Source organism: Flavobacterium cutihirudinis, assembly GCF_003385895.1.
GTDB lineage: Bacteria > Bacteroidota > Bacteroidia > Flavobacteriales > Flavobacteriaceae > Flavobacterium > Flavobacterium cutihirudinis.
This window is the reverse complement of the sequence record NZ_QRDQ01000009.1, coordinates 858129-869750: the sequence shown is the minus strand read 5'-3', so window position 1 is coordinate 869750 and position 11622 is coordinate 858129. Positions and strand designations below refer to the sequence as shown.

13 protein-coding genes are annotated in these 11622 nt (G+C 33.2%); 9 read left to right on the top strand and 4 right to left on the bottom strand.

Going from position 1 to position 11622, the window contains the following annotated elements:
* The first annotated feature begins 20 nt into the window (after window positions 1-20).
* From BD847_RS14545 to BD847_RS14510, 8 genes are all read left to right on the top strand, one after another.
* On the top strand, window positions 21-941 hold the full coding sequence (locus tag BD847_RS14545; protein WP_115889036.1) for an ABC transporter ATP-binding protein: 921 nt from the start codon (window positions 21-23) through the stop codon (window positions 939-941).
* A 97-nt stretch (window positions 942-1038) separates the two neighbouring features.
* Window positions 1039-2355 carry an ABC transporter permease gene (locus tag BD847_RS14540; RefSeq protein ID WP_115888973.1) on the top strand — a complete coding sequence of 439 codons (1317 nt, stop codon included), beginning with the start codon at window positions 1039-1041 and terminating at the stop codon, window positions 2353-2355.
* Between the two features lie 199 nt (window positions 2356-2554).
* A complete protein-coding gene (locus BD847_RS14535; protein WP_115888972.1) occupies window positions 2555-3718 on the top strand; it encodes a sigma-54-dependent transcriptional regulator in 1164 nt (387 codons plus the stop codon).
* A 100-nt stretch (window positions 3719-3818) separates the two neighbouring features.
* Window positions 3819-4484 (top strand): DEAD/DEAH box helicase, encoded by a 666-nt coding sequence (locus tag BD847_RS14530; RefSeq protein ID WP_115888971.1) that lies wholly within the window; start codon window positions 3819-3821, stop codon window positions 4482-4484.
* A 122-nt stretch (window positions 4485-4606) separates the two neighbouring features.
* A complete protein-coding gene (locus BD847_RS14525) occupies window positions 4607-5317 on the top strand; it encodes an alpha/beta hydrolase (RefSeq protein WP_244201610.1) in 711 nt (236 codons plus the stop codon).
* A 19-nt stretch (window positions 5318-5336) separates the two neighbouring features.
* Window positions 5337-5555 (top strand): putative signal transducing protein, encoded by a 219-nt coding sequence (locus BD847_RS14520; RefSeq protein ID WP_035647983.1) that lies wholly within the window; start codon window positions 5337-5339, stop codon window positions 5553-5555.
* An 89-nt stretch (window positions 5556-5644) separates the two neighbouring features.
* Window positions 5645-6448: a Cof-type HAD-IIB family hydrolase gene (locus BD847_RS14515; protein WP_115888969.1), complete on the top strand. Its 804-nt coding sequence runs from the start codon at window positions 5645-5647 to the stop codon at window positions 6446-6448.
* A 7-nt stretch (window positions 6449-6455) separates the two neighbouring features.
* The gene (locus tag BD847_RS14510) at window positions 6456-6986 is read left to right on the top strand and encodes a GNAT family N-acetyltransferase (protein ID WP_115888968.1); all 531 of its coding nucleotides are present in this window, start codon (window positions 6456-6458) and stop codon (window positions 6984-6986) included.
* A gap of 78 nt (window positions 6987-7064) precedes the next feature.
* Here the strand turns inward: BD847_RS14510 and BD847_RS14505 are convergent, their stop codons facing one another.
* Complete coding sequence (locus BD847_RS14505; RefSeq protein WP_115888967.1) at window positions 7065-7586, bottom strand: hypothetical protein; 522 nt, start codon at window positions 7584-7586, stop codon at window positions 7065-7067.
* 486 nt (window positions 7587-8072) lie between these two features.
* Between BD847_RS14505 and mtaB the strand changes: the two genes are divergently transcribed.
* Window positions 8073-9407, top strand: a complete 1335-nt coding sequence (gene mtaB / locus BD847_RS14500) for a tRNA (N(6)-L-threonylcarbamoyladenosine(37)-C(2))-methylthiotransferase MtaB (protein ID WP_115888966.1) — start codon at window positions 8073-8075, stop codon at window positions 9405-9407.
* 153 nt (window positions 9408-9560) lie between these two features.
* On the opposite strand, the gene BD847_RS14495 is transcribed toward mtaB, so the two are convergent.
* The 3 genes from BD847_RS14495 to BD847_RS14485 all read right to left on the bottom strand — a co-directional run bounded on the left by BD847_RS14495 (window position 9561) and on the right by BD847_RS14485 (window position 11577).
* Window positions 9561-10067 (bottom strand): hypothetical protein, encoded by a 507-nt coding sequence (locus tag BD847_RS14495; RefSeq protein WP_115888965.1) that lies wholly within the window; start codon window positions 10065-10067, stop codon window positions 9561-9563.
* 91 nt (window positions 10068-10158) lie between these two features.
* Entirely contained in the window at window positions 10159-10875 is a 717-nt protein-coding gene (locus BD847_RS14490) for a 3-ketoacyl-ACP reductase (RefSeq protein ID WP_115888964.1), read from the bottom strand.
* 114 nt (window positions 10876-10989) lie between these two features.
* Window positions 10990-11577, bottom strand: a complete 588-nt coding sequence (locus tag BD847_RS14485; RefSeq protein WP_115888963.1) for an LURP-one-related/scramblase family protein — start codon at window positions 11575-11577, stop codon at window positions 10990-10992.
* Window positions 11578-11622 lie beyond the last annotated feature (45 nt).

Below are 11622 nucleotides of genomic sequence, written 5' to 3'. Positions count from 1 at the left end.
CAGAAAATCCTAAAAAACAAATGAGCAACTTACTCGAAGTACATAAAGTCGTAAAGAAATATGGCGATTATGTAGCGCTTAACGAAGTTTCATTAAATGTGCCAAAAGGCAGTATATATGGACTTTTAGGTCCCAATGGAGCTGGAAAAACTTCCTTAATCCGAATCATAAACCAAATTACTATGCCAGACAGCGGTGAAGTAATTCTGGATGGAGAAAAACTACAACCTAAACACGTGCAAACTATTGGGTATCTTCCTGAAGAAAGAGGTTTGTACAGCTCCATGAAAGTAGGTGAGCAATGTTTGTATTTGGCTCAAATGAAAGGACTTTCTAAAGCTGAAGCCAAAAAACAATTGGATTTTTGGTTTGGCCGTTTAGGAATTCAAGGTTGGTGGAACAAGAAAATCCAAGAACTTTCTAAAGGAATGGCACAAAAAATTCAGTTTGTGGTTTGTGTTTTGCATAAGCCAAAATTGCTGATTTTAGATGAACCATTTTCCGGATTTGATCCTGTTAATGCAAATGTGATTAAGGATGAAATTTTAGCCTTGAAAGAACAAGGTTCTACTATCATTTTTTCGACACACAGAATGGAAAGTGTAGAAGAACTTTGTGAAAATATTGCTTTAATTCATAAGTCTAATAAATTGATTGAAGGAAAAGTTGTTGATGTAAAACGACAATTTAGAACCAATAGTTTTGAAGTTGGAATTTTGACCAGCAATGTTGAAGGTTTGATGTATGATATTACGCAAAAATTCACGGTTTCGCCTGCGAGTTTTAAATCACTAAATGATGATTTGAAATTGAATATTCAAATTGGGAATGCTTCGCCAAATGAATTATTAAATGTCCTTACACAACGCGGACAAGTAACACATTTCGTTGAAAAAATTCCAAGCATAAACGATATTTTTATTCAAACCGTAACAGGATAGATCTTTAGATTGTTAGATATCTTAGATTTTTAGATCAAATCTGAGAATCAAAAAAATCTAACAATCTAAGAAGTCTAAAAATCTAACTAATCTAAAAATGAGTATTATTTCATTAATTATAAAAAGAGAATTTATTGCCAAAGTCCGCAATAAATCTTTTGTTGTCATGACTTTTTTGAGTCCGCTTTTATTTGTGGCGATTGCGGTTTTTATTGGTTATTTGAGTTCAATGAAAGCTGAAACAAAACGAATTGCAATTCACGATGAAACAGGGCTTTTTGCTCCTGACTTTCTGAAAGAAAATAAAAAAGGTTCAGAATTTAAGTACTATAATTTATCTGAAATTGATGTAAAAGCTTTAAAAGACAGTATTACAAAAGAGAATTTCAGCGGATTAATTATTGTTCCAAAGACAAATAATTCAAAAGATTTAGAAAATAAAATTGAATTCATTTCGAATAATAGTCCGAGTATTTCTTTTATTGAAAACACGCAGGATATCATTGGAAATAAAATTACGAAGCTAAATCTGGAAGAAGCAAAACTGGATACTTTGGCAATCCAGAAAGCACAGTCAAATGTAAATATCCATTTGGTTAAAGCTTCAGGTGAAGAAAGTTTAAAAGGTTTAAATGAAATCAAAATCGCAATAGGCGGTGCTTTTGGTTATTTAATTATGATGTTCATTATCATCTATGGAAATATGGTAATGAGAAGCGTAATCGAAGAAAAAACAAACCGAATTATTGAAATTATAATTTCATCGGTAAAACCATTTCAGTTAATGATTGGTAAAATTGTTGGAACTTCACTGGCTGGAATTTTACAATTTATAATTTGGGCAATTATTGGTTTGGGATTAATGTTTGCTGCTTCGGCATTTTTTGGTGTAAATGTTGGGCCAACTGCGCGAATTTCACCAGAGTTAATGCAATCAGCGCAACACGAACTCTCAGGCTCGGCACAAATGTATATTGTTGAATTATGGAATCTGCCAATTGCCAGCATTATTATTGGCTTTGTAATTTATTTTATTGGGGGTTATTTTCTGTACAGTTCGTTTTACGCGGCAATTGGTGCCGCAGTCGATAATCAAACCGATTCGCAGCAGTTTCTTTTGCCAATTTTAATGCCTTTAATTTTAAGTGTATACATCGGATTTTTTACAGTAGTGAATGATCCACACGGAACTGTTGCGGTTGCATTTTCAATGATTCCGCTTACTTCACCAATAGTAATGTTAATGCGTATTCCATTTGGTGTGCCGTGGTGGCAAATCGCAATTTCGGTATCATTATTGTTTGCTACCTTTTTCCTTGTCGTTTGGTTCGCTGCAAAAATTTACCGAATTGGTATTTTAATGTACGGGAAAAAACCAACTTGGAAGGAATTGTATAAGTGGCTGAAGTACTAGTTTTTTAAGTTGCAAAGTTACAGAGGGATAAAGGTTCAAAGTTTTTTTATTTGAATTTTTTATAACTTAGAAAAACAACTTTAAGACTGTATTGAAGCATAAAAGAGATATTACTAATAGCAGGTTAATAGGTAACATAGCGACAAAGATTTTAAACTTTGTACCTCTGTAACTTTGCAACTTTGAACCTTAGAAAAAAATGAGTAAAATACTAATTGTCGAAGACGAAGCAGCGATCAGAAGAGTTTTGGTAAAAATATTATCAGAAGAAAATGATTCGTATCAGGTTGATGAAGCGGAAGATGGCGTTGTGGGACTTGAAAAAATAAAAAATAATGATTACGATTTGGTTTTGTGTGATATCAAAATGCCAAAAATGGATGGTGTTGAGGTTTTAGAAGCTGTAAAAAAGATAAAACCAGAAATTCCGATGGTGATGATTTCAGGTCATGGCGATATGGAAACCGCGATTCATACGATGCGTTTGGGGGCTTTCGATTATATTTCAAAACCGCCAGATTTGAATCGTTTATTGAATACCGTTCGTAATGCTTTGGACAAAAAACAATTAGTTGTTGAGAATAAAATCTTAAAGAAAAAAGTCAGCAAAAATTACGAAATGATTGGTGACAGTGAATCTATTAATCATATTAAAGTAATGATTGATAAAGTAGCTCAAACCGAAGCCAGAGTTTTGATTACGGGACCAAACGGAACCGGAAAAGAATTAGTGGCGCATCAATTACATGAAAAAAGCGAACGTGCTAATTTTCCTTTAATTGAAGTAAATTGCGCTGCGATTCCGAGTGAATTAATTGAAAGTGAATTGTTCGGACACGTAAAAGGTGCATTTACATCGGCAGTGAAAGATCGTGCCGGAAAGTTTGAAGCGGCTGATAAAGGAACTATCTTCTTAGATGAAATTGGGGATATGAGCCTTTCGGCGCAAGCCAAAGTTTTGCGTGCTTTACAGGAAAGTATGATTACCAGAGTTGGTGCCGATAAAGATATTAAAGTTGATGTTCGTGTAGTTGCGGCAACAAATAAAGATTTGAAAACAGAAATTGCCGAAGGTCGTTTCCGTGAGGATTTATACCATCGTTTGGCAGTAATTTTAATTAAAGTACCGCCATTGAATGAAAGACGCGATGATATTCCGGCTTTGATCAAGCATTTTGCAGAGAAAATTGCTTCAGAACAAGGAAATGCAGTTAAGGTATTTTCGGCGCAAGCCATAAAATTATTACAGGAATACGATTGGACAGGAAATATTCGCGAACTTCGAAATGTGGTAGAAAGATTAATCATTTTAGGAGGAAGTGAAATCTCTGAAAATGATGTAAAAATGTTCGCCAGTAAATAGGTACTTCGCGCAATAGGCTTTAAGCTTTAAGCTTTAGGCTTTAAAAAATAATACTATTTTAGCTTATAGCCTAAAGCTTAAAGCCTAAAGCATAAAAAACATGAAACTAAAAAAAATAAACGAAAAATTACAGGATGCACTTATTGAAAATGGTTTAACAGAAGCAAATGTTTTGCAGATGGAAACTTTTTCGACTATAAAAAGTGGTGCTGATTGTATTGTTGTTTCTCCAAATGGAAGCGGAAAAACAACTACAATTGTTTTGAATGTAATTCAGCAGTTGGCAGGAAAAACTGAAGAATCTCCGCGTGCTTTAATCATTGTCGAGGACAAAGAAAAAGTATTGGCAATGGAAGAGCTTTTTGAGAAGTACGGAAAATATACCAATCTGGAAGTTTATGGAGTGCACGACAAAGGCGACATGGACTACGATAAAAACTATGTATCGACCGGAATTGACGTTTTGATTGGAACACCAACAAAATTGAGTGATATGTTCTCTACTGCTGGTTATAATGTAAACCGTTTGAGAATGTTTATTCTTGACGATGCAGATCCTATTCTAAAATTGCGCCATGAAACCAAAATCATGCGTATCTCAAATAGTATTGCTAAAACACAGCGTTTAATTTTTACTGATAATTTGACAGAACGTATCGAAATTTTAGCCGATAAAATGCTTTTGGAACCTTATTTATTCGATATGGATGAAGAAGGTGAGGAAGAATTGGATGAAGAGGAAGATGACGTAGAAGAAGAGGAATAAGAAGCTTTTCGCTATTTATGGAAATGATAAAAACATTTAAATTTTTGACAATTGCGCTACTGGCGTTTTTTGTTATAATTTATTTAATTGTCATTTCCTATGTATACTTTAATCAAGTTGAGATGATTTTTCAAAGTGCATCTCTTCCAAAACAACATAAGTTTGAATATCAAAGTCCATTTGAAGAATTAAAGATCAAATCTTTTGATGGTGTAAATTTAAACGGATTGCTATTTAAGGCGGTAAAACCGAAAGGACTCATTTTTTATTTACATGGAAATGCAGGAACGCTTGAAAATTGGGGAAGTATAGCAAAAACATATACTTCTTTAGATTATGATATTTTTATTCTGGATTATAGAAGTTTTGGTAAGAGTGAAGGTGAAATTGAAAATGAAGACCAATTAAATAAAGATATTTCCATTGTTTATAAAGAGTTATGTAAAAGATATTCTCAAAATAAAATTATTATTGCCGGCTATTCGATCGGTTCAGGGTTTTCGACTATACTGGCTTCCGAGAATAAACCAAAGGCTTTAATACTGCAGTCTCCTTATTATAGCTTTACAGAATTGTCAGGTTCGAGAGTTCGGTTTTTTCCGGATTTTATGAAAAAGTTTCATTTAGAAACGTATCAATACCTTTCAAAAGTTAAAGCGCCAATTTATATTTTTCATGGATTAGAAGATCAATTGATTCCAGTTGAAAATTCGATTAGACTAAATAAAATTTTAAATTCTAAAGGTCATTTGTATCTTTTAAAAGGGCAAGGACATATTGGAATGAATGAAAATGAACGTTTTCAAGAACAATTAAAAGTGATATTACAATAAATAATAAAAATATAATTTCATGGGATTAATGAAGGTGTTTTCAGGAAGCGAAGTTTTAGCAATTGCTTTGCAGGAAAGATTAGAAGAAGCTGGAGTAGAGACAGTAAAAAAAGATAATATCCAGTCAGCTCGTTTGGGAGGTTTTGGCGGAACAGATTTAGCAGTTGAGGTTTTTATTCAGGAAACCGATTTTGCAAAAGCAAATCCGGTTATCGAAGATTTTAGAATGAGCCTTTAAGAAGTATTCAGTCTCAGTTTTCAGTTTACGATGCAAAACTGCGACTGAAAACTGTGACTGCGATTAGAATGAACTGAAAACTAAAAAAAATGCAATACAAAATGTTAGTGCTCGACATGGATGATACCTTGTTGACAGACGATCATAGAATTTCAGATTTAAATAAAAAAGTATTATTAGAAGCTCAGGCAAAAGGTGTTTATGTAGTTCTGGCTTCGGGCCGTCCGACTTCAGCAATGACGGCTTATGCAAAAGAATTGGAATTAGATATCAACGATTCTTATATGATTTCGTTTAACGGAGCGATTATAAGTCGTGTAAAAGACGATTTGGTTTTATTTGAACAGAAATTAACTGTTGAACAAATTCACGATTTGTACGATTACAGTGTGAAAATGAATACGCATATCATAACTTATTTAGACGACGAAATTATAAGCGAAACCGATTCTGAATTTATCGAAATCGAGAAAGAGATTACAGGAATGCCTCATCTTATGGTTTCTAGTTTTAAAGATTATGTCGATCGACCGGCTGTAAAATGTATTCTGTTGAAAGAACCTTCAGAATTAAAGGAATTAGAAGAAGATCTGAAAGCTAAAATGCCACATTTAAGTGTTTCAATGTCGAAACCTTTCTTTCTAGAAGCTGCTCAGCAAGGTATCGACAAAGCTGCTAGTTTGAAACTTTTGGCAGATAAATTAGGAATTCTTCAAGAAGAAATTATTGCTGTTGGTAACGCAGGAAACGATTTGACTATGATTGAATATGCTGGTTTGGGAGTTTGGGTAGATAATGTAACGCCTGAATTACGTGACAGAGCCGATCTGATTGTAGCATCAAATAATGACGACGGCGTTGCTGAGGTTGTGCAAAAATATATTTTAAACTAAGTATAAAATGAAAAATCCAATTGAAACCGAACGCTTAATTTTAAGAGAATTTCTTGCAAGTGATGCTGAAGGATTGTTTGAATTGGAATCTAATCCGAATGTGCATTTGTTTGTTGGTAACAAGCCTATTAAGCATATCGAAGAAAGTAGCGATTATATCAAATTTGTTCAAAAACAATATAAGGATTTTGGAACAGGTCGCTGGGCGGTAATTCTTAAAGAAACCAATGAATTTCTTGGTTGGTCAGGAATAAAGTATATCACAGACGAAATCAATAATCACAAAAACTTTTATGAGTTAGGATATCGTTTTATAGAAAAGCATTGGGGAAAAGGATATGCTACAGAAGCAGGGAAAGCTTTCATAGCGCATGCTTTTAATGATATGAAAGTTGATGCGGTTTACGCTTACGCGGATGCAGGAAATGAAAATTCGAGAAAGATCTTAGAAAAACTCGGATTTAATTATATAAATTCTTTTGAGTATCAAGAAGAATTAGAAGTTTGGTATGAACTAAAAAATCCAAACTCAAACTAAGAAGTGTCTTTCAAATCTTTACATACATAAAAAGTCCGTAAAGATTTGAAAACAATTCAGAGTAGTATTTGCGAAATATTATTTTTTAGCTACAGAAACGAAATATTTATTTCCGTCACCCATTGTTAATTTTACACGCTCATCGCAAAGATCGATTGCAAAATTTGCACTTTCGTAGCAGCTGCAAGTTGTGTTTTTGTCTTTAGACATTTCAGTTTTACAGTTGTTGTTTTTGAATGATGCCAATTGCGGAGTGTAAAGACTTACTAAATCAGTAGAAGCGGTTACCAAAGAAATAATACTTGCCGAATTATTATTGGTAATTCTGTACACAATTCTATCAGTATAGTTTACTTCATTTACGGTTACTTTACGGATATAAGTGTAGGCAGTAGATTCTGCTCCTGGTTCTTTTACTTCAAATTTAAAGCCGACTGCTCTAATAGCAATATCAAACTGTGACTGAGAGTTTAAACTTGCCCAATTGGTCAAAGTACTGATCGAAGGAAACGGATTAGTGCTTGGAGCAGGCGTTGTTTGTGCTTGCGAACTGAAAACGGTTAAGAACATGAGGCAGATTGCGGGTAGAAATAATTTCATTTGGAGTTTATAGTTTAAATTTATGCCTACAATTATGGGTTTCGGCTTGCCCATCTTTTATTATAACAAAGCAACAACATAACGAGGGAAATTCAAAATTGTTGCGACTATTTTGTTACTAAAAATCAATATTTTTTCAATCTTTTATTTTTGCCTTCCAATTTGCATTTTCAAAAAAAAGTAAAAGCAGATTAAATGTAAGAAAATTTCAATTCAAAAGATAAAAAACAGTATTTAATCGATGAAATGTGTATTTAATCGATGTTTTGTCATTTTATTCTTATTGAATTAAATCGCTTAAAGTTAAAACTAGAAAATGGTTTTTAAAATAAATATAATTTTTAGACCTGTTTTTGCTTTTAATAATTACACTAATAAGTCAAATTGTTGAAACGAAGTGGCTTATTGATTTTCTTTTACAAATATTGTTTGTAAATTTGCACCCTTAAATTTTTTGACAACGATTTCATTAGTTTAAGACAGATTATGGAAAACAGAAAGAAAGTTGCCTTTTATACGCTGGGTTGTAAACTGAATTTTTCAGAGACTTCTACAATAGCCAGAAATTTTAATGACGAAGGTTTTGATCGCGTCGATTTTGAAGAAATAGCAGATATTTATGTCATTAATACTTGCTCTGTTACAGAAAATGCAGATAAGCAGTTTAAGCAGGTAGTTCGAAAAGCAATGAAGCTGAATGAAAAAGCTTTTGTTGCTGCTGTTGGTTGTTATGCACAATTAAAGCCCGAAGAATTAGCAGCCGTAGATGGTGTTGATTTGGTTTTAGGAGCGACAGAAAAATTTAAAATCACAGACTATATTAATGATTTGAGCAAGAACGATATGGGTGAAGTTCACTCCTGCGAAATTGCTGAAGCTGATTTCTACGTAGGAAGTTATTCCATCGGAGATCGTACAAGAGCATTTTTAAAAGTTCAGGACGGCTGTGATTATAAGTGTACGTATTGTACAATTCCATTAGCAAGAGGTATTTCGAGAAGTGATGCTTTAGAAAATGTGTTAAAAAACGCAAAAGAAATCTCGGCTCAAAACATCAGAGAAATTGTTTTGACCGGAGTTAATATTGGTGATTACGGAAAAGGAGAATTCGGGAACAAAAAACACGAACATACTTTTCTGGATTTAGTTCAGGCTTTAGATAAAGTAGAAGGAATTGAGCGTTTGAGAATTTCATCGATCGAACCCAATTTATTGAAAAACGAAACAATCGAATTCGTTTCAAAAAGCCGCACTTTTGTACCGCATTTTCATATTCCGCTGCAATCCGGAAGCAATGATATTTTAAAATTAATGAAACGCCGTTATTTGCGTGAAGTTTATACAGATCGTGTAAACAAAATTCGTGAAGTAATGCCTCACGCCTGTATTGGTGTGGATGTTATTGTAGGTTTCCCTGGAGAAACTGACGAACATTTCTTAGAAACCTATCATTTTTTGAATGAAATGGATATTTCTTATTTACACGTTTTCACTTATTCTGAAAGAGATAATACTGAGGCTGTAGATATGGATGGAGTTGTTCCGGCAAATGTGCGTGCAAAACGTAGCAAAATGTTGCGTGGTTTATCTGTTAAAAAACGTCGTGCTTTTTATGAAAGTCAATTAGGAACAAATAGAACCGTTCTTTTTGAAGGCGAAAACAAAGAAGGTTATATTCACGGTTTTACCGAAAATTACGTAAAAGTAAAAACACCTTGGAATCCGGAATTGGTTAATACTTTACAAGAAATCAATTTGACTAAAATTGATGAGGATGGAAGTGTTCGTTTGGAGTTTTTGAATAAATTGGCAGAGGTTTAAACGTAAAGTTTGTCATTCCGAGGAACGAGGAATCACACTCGAGACTCTACAAAGAATGACAATAATAGCATATGGAATTATTAGTGTGATTCCTCGTTTCTCGGAATGACAAAAAAAAGCCTCTTTTTAGAGGCTTTTCTGTTTTTTAATGAATTATTCACTATCCTGAACAACCAACTTCAACGAATTAATATAGTCCGTATCAAATTCTATAACTCTGATTTTTTCAGGATTGAAGCTTAATTCTCCACCAAATTGTCCTCTGATATCAAGAAAGTCGATCAGAAGTTCTTCATTCGTAAGCGAAAGCAATTTTCCTAAATAAGCGGATTTAGCGGATTTTTTAGCAATTTGAAAAATCCCGTATTTAGTACTGATATAGTTCAAAATGGATTCCAAATCTCGAATCGGAATAATATCTTCCGAATTGATTTTTGATCCTTTTAATCGGATCACTTTTTCTGTAAAAGCCAAATCATGATCTCGATTAACGGCCAAAATATTTTTATTTCGTAAAATAACAAAGCCATCCAAAACAAAATCAACAGGATTATTTCGAAGTAAAATCCACTCATCAGAATAGTCGATTAGAAATCCTGTAAAAATCTGTTTTTTATCTTCAAACTCTATTTCGACTAATTGTCTTAAATATTGTTCCATACTATTTTTTTTAAAATTCCAATCTTATAAAATTCCAAATTCCAATTACTTTGAGATTGGAATTTGGAATTTAAATATTGTAATTTATTTTTTATGGGTTAGTTGACCAAATACTACTGTTTTTAATAAACACTCTTCGGTTTAATTTAAGTTGTGCAATAATCAAATCTGCGATATCTTCAGACTGCATTACTTTTTCCGGATTTCCGTCTGTTAAATTCAGCTCTTTTGCCATATCAGTTGCAACTGTACTCGGTGTTAACGCCGTAACACGAATATTGTGTTTTCTCATTTCCTGCATCAAAGAATCGGTTAAACCTAAAACAGCAAACTTAGAAGCGCTGTAGGCACTTGTCAAAGCATTTCCGTTTAATCCGGCAGTTGATGAAATATTGATAATGTCTCCGGTTTGTCTTTCAATCATATTTGGGATAATCGCTCGGGTTGTATAATAGATTCCCATTAAATTTACCTTAATAATTCTTTCCCATGCTTCTGGTTCTAATTCTAAGAATTTTCCAAAAGAAGCAATTCCTGCATTGTTGATTAAGATATCAATATGTTTAAATTCGGCCAAAGCTTTTTCTGCCGCGGCATTTATAGAATCGATATCAGAAACGTCGGCGGTTATGGCAATCGCTTTTACGCCCAAATTTGAAGCTTCGTCAGCCAATTGTTCTACATCTTTTTGCGTTCTCGAAACCAAAATCAGGTTTACACCTTCTTTTGCCAAAGCAATTGCAACGGCTTTTCCTATTCCTTTTCCGGCGCCGGTAATAAAGGCATTTTTATTTTTTAAGTCGGTCATGATTGTATTTTTAGAAATGCATAAAGCATCATTTTAAGTCTTACAAAAATAATGTTTTGAAAACTAAAATGATGCTTTATAAAGTATTCTTAATCTAAGTTTAACAACTTTTCGTTATTCTTTCAGAACCATGTCAATACACATTACAGCTCCCAAAATCAATTGTCTTAACGGACTGTCATTTGGTACAGTTTCTTCAATTTGAAGTACATAATTATCAGCACTTGTAAAGAATTCTTTTCCTATTCCAGCCCATTTTTTACTTACCTGAGCCAATTGTTTATTTTCATGTGAGAATTTAAAATCCCAGCCTGTCCATTTTCCCTGAAGTGTTGCAACCGGCCTTTCGTTTTTGTCTAAAATTTCAAATCGTCCTCCAATCGAAAAGAATTTTTGTTTGAAAGTTCCAATCAAACGATCTTTTTCATCTAAAACTTCAACAGTAGATCTAAATATTGCAATTCCTCGTTTTACAGTTATTAATTTTTCACCCGTAGCTGATGTGATTTCAACATTAAAAGGTGTTGCTCTTTTGTAATCTGTGAAACGCAGTATTTTGGTAAAAAATCCCAAATTGTTTTCACGACAGTTCATGATAATTTGATTGCTTTCCGGATTATAAATGTCGTAATTGTTTGAGGCTTTAAACATTCCGACGTGTTCTTTAACTAAAAATAGATTTTGGCTTAAAATTGGGTTCATACGTGAATAAAATAAGTTTTCGAATAAAGCCCAAATGTAATATAA

Bases quoted from the DNA above. Each gene is read 5' to 3' on its own strand.
- BD847_RS14545 (WP_115889036.1), top strand. From the start codon at position 21: ATGAGCAACTTACTCGAAGTACATAAAGTCGTAAAGAAATATGGCGAT.
- BD847_RS14540 (WP_115888973.1), top strand. From the start codon at position 1,039: ATGAGTATTATTTCATTAATTATAAAAAGAGAATTTATTGCCAAAGTC.
- BD847_RS14535 (WP_115888972.1), top strand. From the start codon at position 2,555: ATGAGTAAAATACTAATTGTCGAAGACGAAGCAGCGATCAGAAGAGTT.
- BD847_RS14530 (WP_115888971.1), top strand. From the start codon at position 3,819: ATGAAACTAAAAAAAATAAACGAAAAATTACAGGATGCACTTATTGAA.
- BD847_RS14525 (WP_244201610.1), top strand. From the start codon at position 4,607: ATGATTTTTCAAAGTGCATCTCTTCCAAAACAACATAAGTTTGAATAT.
- BD847_RS14520 (WP_035647983.1), top strand. From the start codon at position 5,337: ATGGGATTAATGAAGGTGTTTTCAGGAAGCGAAGTTTTAGCAATTGCT.
- BD847_RS14515 (WP_115888969.1), top strand. From the start codon at position 5,645: ATGCAATACAAAATGTTAGTGCTCGACATGGATGATACCTTGTTGACA.
- BD847_RS14510 (WP_115888968.1), top strand. From the start codon at position 6,456: ATGAAAAATCCAATTGAAACCGAACGCTTAATTTTAAGAGAATTTCTT.
- BD847_RS14505 (WP_115888967.1), bottom strand. From the start codon at position 7,586: ATGAAATTATTTCTACCCGCAATCTGCCTCATGTTCTTAACCGTTTTC.
- mtaB (WP_115888966.1), top strand. From the start codon at position 8,073: ATGGAAAACAGAAAGAAAGTTGCCTTTTATACGCTGGGTTGTAAACTG.
- BD847_RS14495 (WP_115888965.1), bottom strand. From the start codon at position 10,067: ATGGAACAATATTTAAGACAATTAGTCGAAATAGAGTTTGAAGATAAA.
- BD847_RS14490 (WP_115888964.1), bottom strand. From the start codon at position 10,875: ATGACCGACTTAAAAAATAAAAATGCCTTTATTACCGGCGCCGGAAAA.
- BD847_RS14485 (WP_115888963.1), bottom strand. From the start codon at position 11,577: ATGAACCCAATTTTAAGCCAAAATCTATTTTTAGTTAAAGAACACGTC.